The organism is Pseudomonas putida (genome assembly GCF_001941965.1).
Classification (GTDB): domain Bacteria; phylum Pseudomonadota; class Gammaproteobacteria; order Pseudomonadales; family Pseudomonadaceae; genus Aquipseudomonas; species Aquipseudomonas putida_L.
The window spans coordinates 63,814-78,666 of sequence record NZ_MKZO01000011.1; the positions used below are offsets into that span (position 1 = coordinate 63,814).

The 14,853-nt window shown below is 60.9% G+C and carries 23 protein-coding genes; 1 reads left to right on the top strand and 22 read right to left on the bottom strand.

Annotated elements, in window-relative coordinates; genetic code table 11:
• Nucleotides 1-45: 45 nt before the first annotated feature.
• The gene (locus PSEMO_RS06645) at nucleotides 46-489 is read left to right on the top strand and encodes a hypothetical protein (RefSeq protein ID WP_075802353.1); all 444 of its coding nucleotides are present in this window, start codon (nucleotides 46-48) and stop codon (nucleotides 487-489) included.
• Here the strand turns inward: PSEMO_RS06645 and PSEMO_RS06650 are convergent, their stop codons facing one another.
• The 22 genes from PSEMO_RS06650 to PSEMO_RS06750 form a co-directional block, all read right to left on the bottom strand.
• Nucleotides 490-1,014, bottom strand: a complete 525-nt coding sequence (locus tag PSEMO_RS06650; protein ID WP_075802354.1) for a phage major tail tube protein — start codon at nucleotides 1,012-1,014, stop codon at nucleotides 490-492.
• Entirely contained in the window at nucleotides 1,014-2,435 is a 1,422-nt protein-coding gene (locus PSEMO_RS06655) for a phage tail sheath subtilisin-like domain-containing protein (protein ID WP_075802355.1), read from the bottom strand. The genes PSEMO_RS06650 and PSEMO_RS06655 overlap by 1 nt, the downstream gene beginning before the upstream one ends.
• Nucleotides 2,425-2,661 carry a hypothetical protein gene (locus tag PSEMO_RS06660; protein WP_075802356.1) on the bottom strand — a complete coding sequence of 79 codons (237 nt, stop codon included), beginning with the start codon at nucleotides 2,659-2,661 and terminating at the stop codon, nucleotides 2,425-2,427. Before PSEMO_RS06660 ends, PSEMO_RS06655 begins: the two co-directional genes overlap by 11 nt.
• Nucleotides 2,658-3,143 (bottom strand): Gp37 family protein, encoded by a 486-nt coding sequence (locus PSEMO_RS06665; RefSeq protein ID WP_075802357.1) that lies wholly within the window; start codon nucleotides 3,141-3,143, stop codon nucleotides 2,658-2,660. Before PSEMO_RS06665 ends, PSEMO_RS06660 begins: the two co-directional genes overlap by 4 nt.
• A complete protein-coding gene (locus PSEMO_RS06670; RefSeq protein ID WP_075802358.1) occupies nucleotides 3,143-3,574 on the bottom strand; it encodes a gp436 family protein in 432 nt (143 codons plus the stop codon). The genes PSEMO_RS06665 and PSEMO_RS06670 overlap by 1 nt, the downstream gene beginning before the upstream one ends.
• Before the next feature lie 2 nt (nucleotides 3,575-3,576).
• Entirely contained in the window at nucleotides 3,577-3,909 is a 333-nt protein-coding gene (locus tag PSEMO_RS06675; RefSeq protein WP_075802359.1) for a capsid cement protein, read from the bottom strand.
• Complete coding sequence (locus tag PSEMO_RS06680; RefSeq protein ID WP_075802360.1) at nucleotides 3,906-4,208, bottom strand: hypothetical protein; 303 nt, start codon at nucleotides 4,206-4,208, stop codon at nucleotides 3,906-3,908. Before PSEMO_RS06680 ends, PSEMO_RS06675 begins: the two co-directional genes overlap by 4 nt.
• 8 nt (nucleotides 4,209-4,216) lie before the next feature.
• A complete protein-coding gene (locus PSEMO_RS06685; RefSeq protein WP_075802361.1) occupies nucleotides 4,217-5,140 on the bottom strand; it encodes a major capsid protein in 924 nt (307 codons plus the stop codon).
• A 13-nt stretch (nucleotides 5,141-5,153) separates the two neighbouring features.
• Nucleotides 5,154-6,248, bottom strand: a complete 1,095-nt coding sequence (locus PSEMO_RS06690; RefSeq protein WP_075802414.1) for a peptidase — start codon at nucleotides 6,246-6,248, stop codon at nucleotides 5,154-5,156.
• 233 nt (nucleotides 6,249-6,481) lie between these two features.
• Complete coding sequence (locus PSEMO_RS06695) at nucleotides 6,482-6,964, bottom strand: phage virion morphogenesis protein (RefSeq protein WP_075802362.1); 483 nt, start codon at nucleotides 6,962-6,964, stop codon at nucleotides 6,482-6,484.
• Nucleotides 6,961-7,779, bottom strand: coding sequence for a phage head morphogenesis protein (locus PSEMO_RS06700; protein ID WP_075802363.1), 819 nt, complete (start codon nucleotides 7,777-7,779; stop codon nucleotides 6,961-6,963). Before PSEMO_RS06700 ends, PSEMO_RS06695 begins: the two co-directional genes overlap by 4 nt.
• 2 nt (nucleotides 7,780-7,781) lie before the next feature.
• Complete coding sequence (locus PSEMO_RS06705; RefSeq protein WP_075802364.1) at nucleotides 7,782-9,278, bottom strand: phage portal protein family protein; 1,497 nt, start codon at nucleotides 9,276-9,278, stop codon at nucleotides 7,782-7,784.
• Nucleotides 9,275-10,894, bottom strand: a complete 1,620-nt coding sequence (locus PSEMO_RS06710) for a hypothetical protein (RefSeq protein ID WP_075802365.1) — start codon at nucleotides 10,892-10,894, stop codon at nucleotides 9,275-9,277. Before PSEMO_RS06710 ends, PSEMO_RS06705 begins: the two co-directional genes overlap by 4 nt.
• On the bottom strand, nucleotides 10,891-11,442 hold the full coding sequence (locus PSEMO_RS06715) for a phage protein Gp27 family protein (RefSeq protein WP_075802366.1): 552 nt from the start codon (nucleotides 11,440-11,442) through the stop codon (nucleotides 10,891-10,893). The genes PSEMO_RS06710 and PSEMO_RS06715 overlap by 4 nt, the downstream gene beginning before the upstream one ends.
• A complete protein-coding gene (locus PSEMO_RS06720) occupies nucleotides 11,443-11,736 on the bottom strand; it encodes a VpaChn25_0724 family phage protein (protein ID WP_009405512.1) in 294 nt (97 codons plus the stop codon).
• Nucleotides 11,733-12,026: a DUF2730 family protein gene (locus tag PSEMO_RS06725; RefSeq protein WP_009405510.1), complete on the bottom strand. Its 294-nt coding sequence runs from the start codon at nucleotides 12,024-12,026 to the stop codon at nucleotides 11,733-11,735. The genes PSEMO_RS06720 and PSEMO_RS06725 overlap by 4 nt, the downstream gene beginning before the upstream one ends.
• Complete coding sequence (locus PSEMO_RS06730) at nucleotides 12,023-12,241, bottom strand: TraR/DksA C4-type zinc finger protein (RefSeq protein WP_009405508.1); 219 nt, start codon at nucleotides 12,239-12,241, stop codon at nucleotides 12,023-12,025. Before PSEMO_RS06730 ends, PSEMO_RS06725 begins: the two co-directional genes overlap by 4 nt.
• A gap of 6 nt (nucleotides 12,242-12,247) precedes the next feature.
• A complete protein-coding gene (locus PSEMO_RS06735) occupies nucleotides 12,248-12,859 on the bottom strand; it encodes a lysis protein (protein WP_075802367.1) in 612 nt (203 codons plus the stop codon).
• A gap of 123 nt (nucleotides 12,860-12,982) precedes the next feature.
• Complete coding sequence (locus PSEMO_RS06740) at nucleotides 12,983-13,201, bottom strand: DUF7940 domain-containing protein (protein WP_009405504.1); 219 nt, start codon at nucleotides 13,199-13,201, stop codon at nucleotides 12,983-12,985.
• Nucleotides 13,198-13,668 carry a structural protein gene (locus PSEMO_RS06745; RefSeq protein WP_075802368.1) on the bottom strand — a complete coding sequence of 157 codons (471 nt, stop codon included), beginning with the start codon at nucleotides 13,666-13,668 and terminating at the stop codon, nucleotides 13,198-13,200. The genes PSEMO_RS06740 and PSEMO_RS06745 overlap by 4 nt, the downstream gene beginning before the upstream one ends.
• Nucleotides 13,669-13,768: 100 nt before the next feature.
• The gene (locus tag PSEMO_RS32770) at nucleotides 13,769-14,323 is read right to left on the bottom strand and encodes a hypothetical protein (protein ID WP_144443549.1); all 555 of its coding nucleotides are present in this window, start codon (nucleotides 14,321-14,323) and stop codon (nucleotides 13,769-13,771) included.
• Between the two features lie 31 nt (nucleotides 14,324-14,354).
• Nucleotides 14,355-14,837 (bottom strand): hypothetical protein, encoded by a 483-nt coding sequence (locus tag PSEMO_RS06750; RefSeq protein WP_009405500.1) that lies wholly within the window; start codon nucleotides 14,835-14,837, stop codon nucleotides 14,355-14,357.
• Nucleotides 14,838-14,853 lie beyond the last annotated feature (16 nt).

Consider the following 14,853-nt stretch of genomic DNA (forward strand, 5'->3'; position numbering starts at 1 on the left):
TCACTGCTCTGTGTGTTTGCGTTTTCTTGCTCAGGAGTCAAGGACATGACCGCCTCCAATATTCAACAGTTTGATGAGATCACGGGCCAGGTACTTGGCTTGCTATACGAAAAGTTTCCAGTCCCTCACAGCCTAATGATCCGAGAGATAGCTCCTAACGGCCTCGCGATGGATGACTTCTTGTGCGCTGAAGTACCCAATGAAGTTGGCAAGTTCTTTCTTGCCAGCGTTGAGTGGCTGGCCGGCGCGGGTTACCTCAACGTGGGAGACGTTGCCTACAACGCCGGGTTCCTAGATGTTGTGCTCACCGCTAAAGGCCTTGAGGTACTCAAAGCAACACCAGCCAGCCTGCAGACAGGCCCATCCTTCGGCGAAAAACTGGCGGACGCCTCTAAGGGCGGGGCCAAGGAAATTCTTCGCGGTGTGGTCAGCGAAGTTTTATCCCTTGGCGCTCGACTCGGATCGGCCCAACTCGGTCTGCCGAGCTAATCAAGCCTGCCCAATGTTCTTCCGATACTTGGCCAACTGATCCTCACCATTGACCTTGAAGATGTTGGCCAGGTAGTCGAGCAACACCACCTCGCTCCCGTTGAGCACCTGCCGAACGTAGATCGACGAGAACGGCGACTCGAACTTGGTCGGATCACGCGGCTTGTACGTCCCCAGCTGATACTCCTTGAACATCACGGTCATCAGCGTGACAAGCGGCTGCTCGTCCACCAGACCGGCGCTGTTGAAGACCTGAACGTTCGACCGAAGCTGCAACTGCACCGTCTTGAACGGCGTGGCGAACCGCTTGGCCGCGTCGTGGTAGAGACTGTTCCAGACAATCTTGCCCTCCAGCTTGTCGATGCCATCCGGTAGCTCGATTAGGCCGACCATACCCAGCCCCTGGAAGTCGCTCATGACGGATTTCACCGTGCCGAGGTCAACTTCCTCCACCCTTCCGAAGAAGCTATTGCCGTCCAGGTAGAGGGAAGCGTTGGTGATGCGGTGTGCGCTGAACCCTGCCATTACTCAGCTCCCAGGTTGACCAGGTACTCCCCGGTGATTTCGGTTTCGAAGGTGCCCCGTTCGAACGGCAGCGGCACGGTGAGTTTGTAGTTGAACAGCATATGGCCCAGTTCCAGTTCGGTCTGCGGGTTACGGGCCGGGTCATACCAGCACTCGCCACCGATCAGCGCCTGGTCACCGATCAGCTTGCGCATGAACTGGTTGACGCTCTCGGTGATGCTCTCGATCAGCGAGTCAGTGATCGGCTGGTCAACGAACTGGAGCGAGCTGTAGCGGATCGACTCGTCGATGATGTCTTTCGTGCGCCGGACGTTTTCGAAGTTACGCATGTGGGTCACGGTCGGCCAGGCAGCCGTGCGGTTGCCCCATAGGCGCAGGCCCGTACCGAACGAGTTGAACACGGTGGTGATGCCGTTCTCGTTGAGCAGGTTAACTTCGCTGCCGGCATCGTCGATGCGTGCCGTCAGCGGACGCTCCAGGCCGATTACCCCGAGCAGCTCCTTGTTGGAGCTGCTCCACCAGTAGCCGTTGTCGTTGTCCACCTTCGCCCGCAAGCCAGCGGCCCGAATCGACAGAGGCTGCAGCCGTTCACCGTTCGCCGCGTCGTAGACCTTCACATGCGGGTAGCACAGACGAACCCGGTCACTGCTGGTGTTGAAGTTGATCGCGCCGGCCGGCCCGCGCCCGGCGATCACTTGTTGAACGGTGGTCCCGATGGGCGCATCGATGTAGGCAACGCCACCGATCTTGGTCGCCGAGGCGATCAGCTCGACGCTGACGGAGTTGAGCGTACTGAAACCCGGTGCGATGAAGATCTTCGGGAAAAAACCGAACTCGCTATAGCTGTCTTGGAACGCCAGCAACCCGGTGCGCTGACCTGCGACTGAAACCGCACCGATGATGTCCGCTGGCGTGACCTTGGTGGGGTCGGCGTGGGTGTAATCGATCTTCACCTGACCATTGACCGGGATCGAGCCGGAACTGAGCCGCGTGACCAGGCCGCTCAGCATGTCAGCGCTGTAGTCGATGTCCAGGTCATAGGTGGTAGAGCCGTCCTCGCTCTTCACGGCCAAGACTTGCAAGGCACCGTGGTCGAGTTGCAGCCGGTCGTTGTCGGCGAACTCGCCCGTTGCGCCAGCCACGTTGCTCCGGTGTACGGCGGGATCGAGCACGTTGTAAACCAGGACCGTGCCTGCGCCGAAGTCGTAGATGCCATCCAGCGCTTCGGGAATGCTGAAGCCTGGCAGGTGGCCGCCGAATTGGGCGCCGTCGATGTCGTTGAGCGACAGCGTCAGCTTCTTCACCGGTCCGGTCGGCGCGGTGCCGATCAGCGCGATTACCGCCGATTTGACCACACGGATCGCGCGCGGGCCGCGTTCGACTTCGGTCGTTTCGATGCCGTGTAGGTAGTTAGCTGCCATTGGCTTGACCTCCTTCATCCTTCGCGGCTGCCCTTGGCGTCGCGGGCTTTCTGGTGGCTGGTTCTGGTTCCAGGTGTTTCAACTCCAGCAGGACTTTCGTGTAGTCATGGTCGGCAGGCAGCTCGACCGGCTGACCTGGTAGCAGCTGGACGTCGAGCAGCCCACTGCCAACGCGCAGGCAGGCTGCGCTCTGTGGACCGCTGTAGCGGTAGCGAGTGAGATTCATTGGAAACCCTCATGTTCGAAGTCGGCGCGGGTAAGGAGCGGATCGCTGCGTGGGGCTACGACCTGGATCTGCGTTGCGCCAGTGGTAATGTCCAGGGCGTACTGCCAGACGCCCTGGGCGTGTCCCAGGAACTGCTCCATCAGTGGCTGGCATGCACGGTCGCAGTGTGGTGGGTACCAGCCGGTCAGCACCTCGCGGATGCGGTCCAGGTAACTGGTGACGCCGTCCTTGCCATTGAGCTGGCGGAACACCAGGGTCAGACGGAAGATCAATTGGCGCTCCTGGAAGGCCGCATCGGTTGCCTCGGTGTTGTTGAACTTGCTACGCCCGTATGCCACCAGGATGGCGCCACAGGAGTGGTTCAGGCGGTACTGTCCTGGTGCTTCCGGGAACAACTCCACCGATAGCTCCCGAGTGAAGTGCTCCTGCAGGCGAGCCAGTAGAGCGTCCTGCAGTACCGTGGTTTGAGTCTTCGGCGCCATCAGTAGCCCCTCCAGACATCATCGCCAAACTGCTGACGACGAGAGCGGACACGGATTTCGCCAGGCTCGGGGGCTGCTTGACCGGTGGGCATGCCCAGGGTGACGACACCATCACGGATGCTTTCCAGCAGCTTGATGGTGTCCTTGCGACTGTCCTTGACCGCATCCGGCATCGCGCCTTCTGGCCGGCGCTGGTAGAGCCAGTGCCGGGCCAGCAGTACGACTGCATCCCGCAACACAGTCGGTACTGGATCAATCGGCAACTCGTAGCGTCCGCGCAGATAGCCGTCTACAAGCTCCTCGGCCTGGCGGACACCATCCTCGATCACGCGCTCGTCCGGCAGATCAGCAGCAGGATCATCGTTGGAGAGCTGAACAAGCGTCAGCTCAGGGATCGCCCGACCTACGTCGTCGCGGTTGCAGTAGCGCATGGTCAGATCCCGCGCACGATACGGATGATGTCGCCCGCTGCCGTCGCAGCGTCCAGCGCAGTCCCATTGCTGACACCTTCCGCGCGAACAACGGCACGGCCATTGGCGTCCGATTCGACTTCGGCGCCTGCAGCGATAGCCCCGCCCGCAGAAACCAGGCAAATACCGAGGACATCGACGGGAGCGGTGTTATCCGCTTCGGTATCCGCCGCAACCGGGCCCAAGGACTTGGCGCCTGCAGCGCACAGGCCGCCGTCCAGGCCGGCGAAGCGGTGACGTGGTAGATCGACCAGGGCCAGCAACGAGGTAGTGAGTACAGTCTGTTTGGTCTTCATTCGGAGTCGTCCTCGGGTTCGATACAGCAGCTTCTCAGCAGGGGCCGTGCGACGGTATCGGTCAGCAGAAGCTCGTCACCTTCGGTGTACAGCTGGCCGTTGTGCAGCACATCACTGCGGGAAGTAACGCGGTAGCGGCGTGTTTCGGGTTCTGGCTCTGGCGCTCGGCTGGCATCGACAATGACCGAGGCTTGCGGGTCGGTGATCGGCGTATCGGGGCCCTTGCCTGCTTGAGCTGCCTGATCCTTGGCAACCTCGGGCTTCTGCTCTTTGTCTTGTGGCGTAGATTTCTCAGCCATGGTCCACCTCAGCCGTTGATGTCGGAAATCAGGTAGCCGGCATCGGCGCCGACGACGACGGGCTTGTAGATGTCGGTGTTGCGCACGAAGTGGAGCTTGCCGCCCGCGCCGTCGTAGGTGTCGATTTCGGGCATGCCTTTGCGGCGCAGGGTGTAGCCAAAGCTGGGGTCTTCGTAGTTGGTCTGGGAGCCAGCCTGTGGCTTGGCGACATAGGCCAGCTGCAGGGTGTCGGTCCAGATGTCGCCTACCGAGTTGGTATTGGCGAGCGCTTCACCGATGTAGATCTCATTGATACCGAACAGCACCTTGAGGTGCTCGAGGGTGATGAGTTTGCGCTCATTGCTGCCCAGGGCTTCCTGCAACTTCGGATGGAACTTGAGCGATGCGTAGGCCGAAGCACCCATCGTGATGGTATTGGGCCGGACACCGATGCGGCTGCGGATCACTTCCTTGCCACGCTCAACATCCTGAATGGGATCACCGCCGCCATTGCTCCATTGGCTGTTGCCAGCCAGGGTGACCTTCGCGCCCGCCAAGTAGGTGCCGGGGTTCTGTGCAAGCTTCGCGCAGGCGACCTCGCGGCGCAGGTCAATGACATCGACGACACGACGCGAAGCGCGTGCCTGGGCATCGAACATGGCCTCGTTCTGTTCCCGGTAATCGACCGGGTAAGCGATGTCATGCTCACGCAGCACTACGTCCAGTCCATCAACATCGTCAGGGTTCATGATGTTGGACTGCGCCCGGATCGCACGTTCCGTGTCGTAAAGCTCGAACGCTTCTTTGCCGAACAGCGGGATAGTGCCGGCCTCCTTGTCCATCAGCGCAATCGGGAACAGCGCTTCGCCGATGAATTGGGCGTTGCGGTACCCCCGTGCAAGGTTGGTCAGTACCGGATCTACAACCCGGACTTGCTTCAAACGATCTGCCATGGTGGCTCCTGGATCAGATGAGCTGGCGGACAGCCTGCTCGTAGGAAATGTTTTTCTCGGCGGCCAGGGCGGTTGCACGCTGGTGCAAGTCCAGGCGGTCGGGGTCGGTGTTCTTCTCGGCGAACTCCAGGTCGGCCTTCACCGAGCCACCGCCGTGGCGCTCCTTGCTGGCCTTCTCGGCGAAGTCGATCTGCTTGGGCAGGTCGCTGAAGATTGCCTTGAGGCCAGTGGTAACCGGCTGACGTTCTTCGCCTTCGCCAAACTCCAAGGGCTTGTCGTTGGACTCGGCGAAGTCCAGGGCTGCGATCAACGCGGGGGCATGCTTGGGCAGCAGGCGACCTTCGCTGACCAGGCCTTCGGCGAATGCGACGTGGCTTTGATGGATGCCGTCCAGGCGGGCTTTACGGCTCTGTTCCTGGTGCTGCTTGACCTGGCCTTTGAGGCGGTCGTTTTCCGCCTGCATGGCGGCGATCTCTTCGGGCGTCACAGTGGATTCCTCGGTGATGGGTGGGGCGGATTCAGAAAAGCACGGGCGCGGGTCTTGTTCACGCGCAGCCTCGGCGAGGCTGTTGATCTGCCAGTCAGGGATCACCTGGTCGGCGACCTCCAGGCCGCGATCACCGATCAGGAAGTCACGCAGCCGGCGCCACAGGGACGCGCTGGTTTCGTGACCGAAGTCGCCGAACTCGATGACACCTTCTTCGCCATCGGCCAGCTCGATGGGCCGCAGGCCTTTTACTGCAGGCGGCTGTGCGCCCAGGAAACCGACGTGGCGCAGGTAGTACACGCCGGGGACGGGGTTGTTCGGGGAGTCCGGGTGATAGAAGGAAGCGGAGATTTTCTTGAAGCTACCTTTGCCCACCAGGTCAGCGAACGCCGGGTCAACCTGCGTGGGGGTGGCGATCAACCCTTCGTTGCTGGCACTGAGCGATTGAACCCAGCCCGCCGCTGGTGCGTCGTGCTTGGGGTGACCGATCACCAGGGGCGCTTCATGTCTGGCAGGATCGTAGGCCAGGACTGTGGCCGTCAGGTCCGATTCGCTGAAGCTGAAGCTGTCACCGCTCATGGCGACGTGCTTGCCGGGCTTGAAAATGTGCAGTGGTTTCATGAGCTGTGCGCTGCGTTTGATGACGATGCGCACAGCCTGACCTGCCGATGCCGACCTGACTTTTAATCGGGTTTAAAGAGTGCCGATGCTGGGGATTGGCGAGAAGTGAGAAACGAAGCGCCGGACAGCATGCGGACTAGGTTTTATAAAGCGCTGTAAAGCAGGAAACAGCGTTGCAACGCGATTGCCGGATGAACCGGAGCGCCTGAACAGCTTCGGCGCTCCAGAGGCCGCTACCGGCGAGCGGCCTTTTCCAGATGTGCAAGGGCGAGATCCAGGATCGACTCTGCTGCCTCGGGTTGCAGCTTGCTGTCTTCGTCCATCGGCAAGTAGGGGCGCGCAGGAATGTCGCCCCACAGGTTCGGAAACTCCTGTTTCTCTCCTCCGAAATGCATCATCGCCGCATACACCTTGTTGCTGCCCACCAGGGCGCTGCTACTATCGGCGTGCGTGGTGATCGATGCTGCCAGCCCGCCCGCAGAGATCTGGAGCATCTGACCTGGCCAGGTGCCGGAGGCTTCCCGGATAGCGGTGGTGACCTCGGACAATGTTGGCCAGGCATTGCCCGACTGGCCTTCGTCCTCCAGGTTCTCCTCGGTGATGCTGGCGAACTCGGCGGCGATGCCGCGCATCAGTGGCGCCAGTTCACCGACCGCCCATTCGACCTTGGAGAGTGCTTTCTGAATCTCCTGGTGATCCAGGTCAAGCGTGATCATGCAGCCCCCTTCGCTTTCAGTACGTCGGCCAGGCCTTCACCTGGACTGTGATTGAATCCAGGATCAGTGCGGAACTGGCGGACTTTGCCGTCCGAGCCAGTAACCCTAACCACTGTAACCTCGGCGGTCCTGACTTCTCCGGTACGCTTGTTCACTCCGACTTCGACAGTTTCCTGGCGCACAGTCTCGGCGCTGTATACGAGCGTCAGCTTGCGACGTTTCATGGCGGCTTCGGACAGCGCGGTCACGCGGCAGCGGCAGTTGAAGCCGTTCGGTGGATAGATCGCAGACCACACCGGATCGTCGTGGCGGTACACCACACCATTGAGCGCAGCATGGCTTGGCCGGGTCTTGCCATCCATGATCGCAACGTATCGCCAGTACGGGTGGGTTTCCGTCGCGTCTTCCATGGCCGCCTTGCGACCGGCCATGTAAGCGCTCTGCAGGTTGGTCTGGTAGATGGTCTTGAGCCGGTACGGGCTACCGAGCTGTACCAGCTCGGCTTCGCCCTGACTATCGACTATCACCTGCTTGCCCCACCAACCCTGTTTCTCCAGGATCGGCTGAAGCTCGGCGGTGAACTGCTTCAGGGTTCGACCTTCCTGCAGCGCACTCTCCAGCGATTCGCGGATGTCCGACAGCAGGTCCAGGCGCATGGCCTTGGCCACGGTGAATGCCTGGTCATGGGCGGCATCGAGCATGTCCTGCCAGTCCCAGGTGATCGCATACCCCTTGCTCTTGAGGTAAGTGATCGCGGCAGCAGGCTCTAGCCCGAAGATCGCCTTGAGGTCAACCGGGTTAACGGACTTGGCCATGCTCAGTCCTCCAGGTCTGCCGAGGCGCTGAGGCGGCCCCAGGTATCTGCGATGAACATCAGACGCGCGAGGTTCTCCTGCAGGGCGATGGCGTCCAGGTCTACCGAGATCTCTGCAAGCATTCCCAGTGCCTTGGACTCATCGTTCTCTTGCTGCAGCGCCTCGATCACGGGGAGCAACGCTTGCTCGGCCTGCTGCTGCAGTTCGGTGGCGGCCAGGCCCTCAATCGCCTGGTCGAGCGCGTATTGATCCAGGACTGGGCGTACAGCAGGCGCCTCGGCAAATTCGGGCTGAGCGGTCGAAGAGACCTCTTCGATATCGCCGGGCTGGAGGTTGTAGGTTCTCTGCCAGTAGGCGGCAGTGAATTTCACACCCGACTCGGTCAGGGATCGGTCGCGCTCGGCCAGGGTCTTGTCGATCTGCTCCTGTTCCCACAGCTCGTACACGGGGGCATCGACGTGCTCGCCGAAGTTGAGATCGACCACGAGACGGATCGCTGCATTGAGCGTTGCCGCGACGATACTGGCATCACCGTCACGGATGTCCTCGGTTACGTCCAGCCCGGCCATCGCACTGGCGCGGTTCGAGGTCGCTTCTGTGGTCTGGTTCTGGCCAAGCAACGCGACGTTGATCTCGCTGCGGCAGTACATCAGCAGTTCTCGGTACACATCAGCACTACCGGCCTTGCCTGCGGCTTCCTTGATCTCGACGCTGGAATCATTGGGGATGACCGCGACGGCGTCCTGGACCATCTGCTCCAGGCTGTCCAACAGATCGTCGGTTTCCTTGGTCGCCGCACCACGCGGGTGCTTGCCGATCAGCCACGGGCTGCCGTACTTCTCTGTGAACTGCACCCAGAACTTCAGCCCGCCCTTCATGAATACCACCGGCCAGAAACACATGGACAGGTCGGCAAACCCGTAGGGGTTGTTATAGGTCGCATCCTGCCGGGCGACGATGAATCGCTGCGGGTCGCACAGTTCGCCCTGGATGCCGGCATCGCGGGCACGGAAGCGCAGCTGGTTGTCCTGGTCGAACAGGAACCACTCGGCGGGCTTGCCCAGCAGGTCGTCGGGTATCAGGTGCAAGCCTACCGATTTCCACATCAGTTCTACCGGTTGATAGCCGAACAGCGCAGCATCGATCAGCTCGCGGATAATGCGGTCCAGGTCAAGATCAGCCAGCCAGTCGCGGACGAACCGCTCTACGCGAACCGGAGCCTGGCGGCGCTTCAGATCACGCTCCAGCGCGAGCACAGACGACTTGCGGCGACGGATGTTGCCGCCGACCAAGGCCGCGCTGCGCAGGTCCCGGTAGACCTTGATGTCCTTGCCCTGTGCCTTGAGGATCGGGTCCGGGTTGGGCAGGTACATGCCCAGCGCCTGGGCGTCGAAGCTGCGGCCACGGCTGGCGACATGATCGGTGAGGCTTTTGTCGCGCCGTGCTTCGGCGAAGGTGACGAACTCGGTGGGGCTGACCCACACGCCCTGGCTGCTCATGCGTACCCCTGGAAGATCTGAGATGCCGCACGACTGCGGCGGGATTTAACTTGGACTGGAGCAGACGCGCTGTCCAGGGTGGCGAAGTTGGCCAGCACACCAGCCCCGGCGAAGTCGCCGTGGCGGTACAGCTCCGGGTCTTTTAGGTCTTGCTGGCGGGCTTTGACGATCATCGGGATGCCATCCACGGTTTCGATTGCACGGATGTCCTGTTGCAGCGAGTCATCCTTGGGCAGCGTGATCGTGCCGTCTTCGAACAGGCCGACGAAGCGTGGCATCCAGGCGCCGTACCAGGCACGCGATAGCTTCACCTGGTGAATACGCTCATGACCGAACTCGTCTGCAGTGTCCTCGGCCAGTGTCTCGCCGTTGCCCGAGGCATCCAGGGCGGCGCTGATGAAATTGGGAAGCCCGCGCAGGATGGTGAACAGGATTTGCTGCTGCTGCCGGGTCGGCACCTTATGCATCTCGATCACGAACGGCACGTCACGATGGCGTTGCTGATCGACAGACATCGGGCAGATGACCGAGAAGTCGCGGTGTCGGGCGTAGTCCATGCCGAGATACCAGCGCAGCTCAGGGTCGAGCTGCTTAAACAACGGCAGTAGGTTCGGCTCCATCCAGGTATCGATGTAGGCCTCACGACGATAGACCGCCTGCTGGGTGAAGCTCTCGTCCAGGGCAAGCCGAAGTACCTGCCGATCTGGACGCATGGCGTCCTCGATCCACACACCAGGTACGCACACGCCGTTACCGTCGCGGGGGATTGCATCCAGCTCTTCCCGCATCTGCGCCTTACGCGGGCCGTATGCGTTACGGATGCTCTTGTACCAGGCTTCCTTGCCTTCGGCGGTCGGCTCCTCGCCACGCATCATGCAGCGGCGCTCAAACAGACCATTGGCGACAGCGTCATCAAAGGTCGCTTTGTAGACTACCGCGGCATCACCGTAGCGGCCTTCCTGGATGTCCTTGATCATGCCGTTGAAGGCATTGGCCTTGCCGTTGTGAGTGCTGATGATGACGATACGACCGCCCCAGATCAGCAATGCGGTCGCGGCATCGAGCACCGCAGACACATTCCGGTGATAGGCGGCCTCGTCGATGATCACCTTGCCCTGCAGGCCACGCAGGTTGGCCGGGTTGCTCGACAGCGCAACGATCTTGAAGCCCGAGGCATAGCGGATGCGGTAGGCATTGATCTGGCGGGTGTTGCCTGATTCGTCCTGGTCTTCGAACAAGAATTCTTCGATCTCGCTGACACCCGACGCCTGGGCTTCGGCAATGACGCGGGAGAACTTCGCGCAGTAGCCGATGAACTCCAACCCCTTTTCCTTGGTGTCGCCGACGTAGAACACGTCCATGCCGTGCGCGCTTTTGCGCGAGGCTGCGGTGATCACCGAGTCCAGAGCCTCAGCAAAGGTGATGCCGGTACGACGGCCTTTCTCGCACAGCTTGATCTGGGCGTCGATAGCCAGCCAGTCGGCCTGGTGGGTCATCAGCAGGCCTTCGGTGATGGGGTTGTAGCCTTGAGGGATCGACCGAACGGAGTCCGGCAGCTCGTCCCATTCAACGACACGCAGGGTGCTGGTGCTTGGTTTTACCGCTGGGGCGCTCATACCTTCACGCCCAGGAATTTCTGGCGCCAGAACAAGGCCTGTTCTTCGTCCATTCCACCGCTACGGACCTCTTTGTCCAGCTCAGCGGCCTGCTCCTGCAGGAGACGTTCGCGGGCAGCGCGTTCGATAAACTGGCGCTCTTTCACGCTGAGGGTTCGGGCTTCCATGGTCGCCTTCGCCGCACGGGCCAGGGTGGCCACCTCCTTGATGGTTACCTCGTCTTTTTCATGCGCGCCCATCGCAGCCTGGTAGGTGAGCGTTGAAATGGCCTCAACCAGCAGTGCGCCGGTCTTGTCGCTGGAGTCTTCACCCAGCGCACCAACGAACGCTTCAGCCTGCTCGCGATGCTGGCGGGCTTTCTCGGTGAGCTGTTCAAAACCAACCTTGAAACGCCCCAGGGCTGATCGGCTGGGCACCCTCTCGTTGGGGAAGCGGCGGCGCAGATCCTCGATCATCTCGTCGAGCGTCATCCGGTCTTCACGCAACAGCTTCTGCAAGTACGCCTTGACCACCGGCGGCAGGCGGCTGACTGACGATTTACCCGCCATTCAGGCCCCCGGACGCTTGATGCCAGGCACTCGGGCCCGGCCAGCTGCGATGTCCTGCCCGCGTTCTGTGAGGCAGGCAACCAGAACAGGGCCGATGTCCTCCAGGGCCACAGCCCCTTGCTCGGAAAGCCAGTGGAGTTCGGTCTTCACCTGGTCACGGCTGACGCTGTGGCCGTAGTTGTCCAGGGCGGCGTTGAGCACAGAACTGTTAGCCCGGTACGCAGGCATTTCAGCAAGCAAACGCAGGATCACAAGGCGCATGTCTTGGCGCAGGAATTCGGCGTATTGGGTCATGGTTTTTCTCGTAGCAGGTAGTCATTGATCCGGTCCACGGCACGGGAGATGGACTGCATTCCTGCCAGCTCAGCCCGCACGGCTTTCATGTCGCCGAGCAGCTCGGCAATGGCAGCCTGGTCGGGCAAATGGCGCACGCGCTCTTCCAGGGCGACGATGCGTGTACGCAGCTCCAGCAGCTCTTGACCGCTGGCGGCCTGGCGTTTTGTCAGCCAGGTGTAGATCCCAAGCACGGTCAGGATCAGCCACTGCACGGTTTGGAAACCGAAGTTGAGTTCGTTCAGGTTCATCGCAGCCCTCGCTTGGCCAAGTGTTCCAGGGAGCTCTTGCACTCGATGCAGTGCTCGGTACCAGGTTCGGCCTGGCGGCGCTCTTCAGGGATCGCATCACCGCACTCCTCGCAGCGATAGGCGGACGGTCCCGAGCGGCGTTGCAGACCGCTGCGATGAGCCAGCAGCGCGGCCTCAGTGAAGTCGTTGTCCTGCGCTTGATCAGCTACATCCATACACGGTCAGTCCTTTTGTTCTTGAAGGTCGAGCAAGGCGTTGAGCTGCGCCAGGTTGTTGCGAGCCCACATCCCGTAGTCCTGGGCGTGGGCCAGGATGTCTGCGGGAGTGACGCCGCTTTCCAGTAGCTCGGCGTCAGTGCCGGGGGCGGGCTTGGCCGCTGCTTCAGCGTTGCCGGCAGCGGTGCCTTTGGTGTTGGCTGGCACACCGAGGGCGGCGTTGTAGTCGCGCAGCCAGCCAGCAGTGAACACGCAACGAGGAATGGCCACAGGCTTTGCCGCAGGCGCTGGCAGGTAGACGGTCGTGACATTGGGGATTCGCTCCTGGAGCTGCTCCAGCTCGGTTTGGTGTTGGGTCTTAGCCGCCAAGAGCTGGGCTTCCGCGTCGTTGGCGCGGCGCATCTCGCTCAAGAGGTCGTCTAGGTTCCGCTGCCCGCTGGCCAACGCCCGCTCTGCGTGCTCTCGCTTCAGGTCGGCCAGGTCTGCCGCTCCTGCAGCAGTGGCCTGGCGATCTCCGAGTCCATACCCGACAGAGCCCGCTGCAGTTGCACTCAGGGCGCAGGCGGCGACCGCCCAAGCCAAGCTGCTCGGCAGGGACAAGAAATCAAGCGCGGCCATGTTTGTATCTCCAGCGATTGCGCATCTTTCGAGGTCGCCGGGTGGCGCAGGTCAACCAGGTACCAGCGGCGGTGGGTGGAAGACAAAGCCAGGTGAGAGGCAACGGCAACAACAGCCGCAGCTTCACGATGGCGTGTCCTGGTCGGGGCCCTGTTTCACGAGGCGGGCGAGGAACAGCAGAAGGGCCAGTGCGCTGTTGAGCACCGCGTAGGCTCGGTCCGAGAGCTGCGCTTCCCACATAGGCAGGATGCTGACCTGGAGGAACCCGAACAGCGCGATCAGCAGCCCGAGCTGGATGCTGTACAAGCGATAGCAGCGGCGCCAATTCGCGATCAGCTTCATACCGGTTCCCCGTGGTAGGCACCGGGAACGATACCGGCGAGTTGCAAGCCTTCGTTGATCAGCGCTTCGCCGTACCAAACGCCGCCAGGGAGTGGCCCGGCGCCGTTTTCATGCCCGATGATCCCCAACACCAGAACCAACATGGTCTTGAATTCATACACATCGATACGCCCGTCAGGCGAAACGCCCATGCGGTTAGCCACACTGCGGATGTAGCTTTCGGTATTGTTCTCGGTGGGTGGGGCCCACCGCCCGATGATCAGACGAGGGGTACGCAGACCATGTTTGTCTTGATACGTGATAAGGGTGCGCGCGATAGCGCGGATGCCCCACTGGGCGCCAGTGAACTGGACGAAGTCGGCGTCGCTCTGGTTCGCCGACATACCTTGCCAGCGAGTGCCTTTGACGTGTCGGATGTTTCCGGGGTTGTGATTGCGGATACCGCGCGGGGTGTTGACGGGTCGCATGACGCCTCCTGCAGGTAAGGCGCCAGGGCGGCGCCGAAACGAACACGCCGCCATGATCGGCGGCGTGGGCAGGAAGCGCTTTTAATCGGGTTTAAAGAGATCAGCCGTTCGTTTCGGTACCTTGGCTGAACATACCGAGACACTCTCTTTTCTGCGAAAGATACTGGTCTTCAGCACTTTGTATCTGTCCTGGAGTTGCTTCGCTCCCTCGGAGAGTTGCACTAACCTTGGCTTGCCACAAAGTGCGAGCAAACGTCCCTGTCACGCCACATCTCCCCAGGGGCGCAAACACTGTTTCACCAAATAGAGCTTTTCCTTGCTCCGTCAATTCACTAAGCCGCCTACTATGCTGGCCCAGTACTGTCGGATCCGTTGTTGCTAGCAATGGTTCGCCATCAGCCAAAGCTTGATCCACCTCTGACAGGTACTGCTGGGCACTGGCCAATGATTGACTGTTTGGCTGTGTATACGTAGCTGCTGGAGCGGTAACGGCTGATGAAGCTTCAGCCGGCTCAATGCTTGTCGTGGGGGCATCGTGCTTGCTGGGCCAAAAGACATAGGCCACCACTGCAACGATGGCGACCCAGCCTACCAAGACGGCTTTTCGCTCTCCTGACGTCATGTCTTTCCAGGGTTTTGCTTGTTTTTTTGTCACGTTGGCTTCCTTTCTTATCGTGTCTGCTGGCTTACCGATGTGCCTGGAGTATCAGGAAAGCTAGTCCCCCTGCGGCTACGGTCACTCCAATAGCCCAACTGCGCCACGACTCCGGCAAATAATCCTTGATTAAAAAACTGGTCGCCGCGATGGCGGCAAAGACTCCAAATGCCTTCAGCAGATACCGGTCGGTTTCGGATTTGCGGATCTTCGCTTCCTCTTCGGCGACGAGTTCATCATGACGGTGCATATCGTAGTCGCAATGCATGCAGTGTTTTGTATACCGCCAAGCTGGCTGGCCGCATTGCGGGCACTCGCGTTCTCGATCGCTGCCACGAGGTGGGGGTTGCTTCCCTGAGTGAATCTCAAAATTTTGAGTTCCCAGGTTGATGTTCCCGTAGTCACCTTTGATCTTGACGATCAACTCGTGATCGCGACCATCGGCAGGGAGATTCTTGATCTCCTCCGTGAGCCTGACCGACAACTTTGCCACCAGTTCATCATCGCTACGCATAACGCTCCTTGCTACT

Coding starts and splice junctions, on each gene's coding strand:
- PSEMO_RS06645 (WP_075802353.1), top strand. CDS start 46: ATGACCGCCTCCAATATTCAACAGTTTGATGAGATCACGGGCCAGGTA.
- PSEMO_RS06650 (WP_075802354.1), bottom strand. CDS start 1,014: ATGGCAGGGTTCAGCGCACACCGCATCACCAACGCTTCCCTCTACCTG.
- PSEMO_RS06655 (WP_075802355.1), bottom strand. CDS start 2,435: ATGGCAGCTAACTACCTACACGGCATCGAAACGACCGAAGTCGAACGC.
- PSEMO_RS06660 (WP_075802356.1), bottom strand. CDS start 2,661: ATGAATCTCACTCGCTACCGCTACAGCGGTCCACAGAGCGCAGCCTGC.
- PSEMO_RS06665 (WP_075802357.1), bottom strand. CDS start 3,143: ATGGCGCCGAAGACTCAAACCACGGTACTGCAGGACGCTCTACTGGCT.
- PSEMO_RS06670 (WP_075802358.1), bottom strand. CDS start 3,574: ATGCGCTACTGCAACCGCGACGACGTAGGTCGGGCGATCCCTGAGCTG.
- PSEMO_RS06675 (WP_075802359.1), bottom strand. CDS start 3,909: ATGAAGACCAAACAGACTGTACTCACTACCTCGTTGCTGGCCCTGGTC.
- PSEMO_RS06680 (WP_075802360.1), bottom strand. CDS start 4,208: ATGGCTGAGAAATCTACGCCACAAGACAAAGAGCAGAAGCCCGAGGTT.
- PSEMO_RS06685 (WP_075802361.1), bottom strand. CDS start 5,140: ATGGCAGATCGTTTGAAGCAAGTCCGGGTTGTAGATCCGGTACTGACC.
- PSEMO_RS06690 (WP_075802414.1), bottom strand. CDS start 6,248: ATGAAACCACTGCACATTTTCAAGCCCGGCAAGCACGTCGCCATGAGC.
- PSEMO_RS06695 (WP_075802362.1), bottom strand. CDS start 6,964: ATGATCACGCTTGACCTGGATCACCAGGAGATTCAGAAAGCACTCTCC.
- PSEMO_RS06700 (WP_075802363.1), bottom strand. CDS start 7,779: ATGGCCAAGTCCGTTAACCCGGTTGACCTCAAGGCGATCTTCGGGCTA.
- PSEMO_RS06705 (WP_075802364.1), bottom strand. CDS start 9,278: ATGAGCAGCCAGGGCGTGTGGGTCAGCCCCACCGAGTTCGTCACCTTC.
- PSEMO_RS06710 (WP_075802365.1), bottom strand. CDS start 10,894: ATGAGCGCCCCAGCGGTAAAACCAAGCACCAGCACCCTGCGTGTCGTT.
- PSEMO_RS06715 (WP_075802366.1), bottom strand. CDS start 11,442: ATGGCGGGTAAATCGTCAGTCAGCCGCCTGCCGCCGGTGGTCAAGGCG.
- PSEMO_RS06720 (WP_009405512.1), bottom strand. CDS start 11,736: ATGACCCAATACGCCGAATTCCTGCGCCAAGACATGCGCCTTGTGATC.
- PSEMO_RS06725 (WP_009405510.1), bottom strand. CDS start 12,026: ATGAACCTGAACGAACTCAACTTCGGTTTCCAAACCGTGCAGTGGCTG.
- PSEMO_RS06730 (WP_009405508.1), bottom strand. CDS start 12,241: ATGGATGTAGCTGATCAAGCGCAGGACAACGACTTCACTGAGGCCGCG.
- PSEMO_RS06735 (WP_075802367.1), bottom strand. CDS start 12,859: ATGGCCGCGCTTGATTTCTTGTCCCTGCCGAGCAGCTTGGCTTGGGCG.
- PSEMO_RS06740 (WP_009405504.1), bottom strand. CDS start 13,201: ATGAAGCTGATCGCGAATTGGCGCCGCTGCTATCGCTTGTACAGCATC.
- PSEMO_RS06745 (WP_075802368.1), bottom strand. CDS start 13,668: ATGCGACCCGTCAACACCCCGCGCGGTATCCGCAATCACAACCCCGGA.
- PSEMO_RS06750 (WP_009405500.1), bottom strand. CDS start 14,837: ATGCGTAGCGATGATGAACTGGTGGCAAAGTTGTCGGTCAGGCTCACG.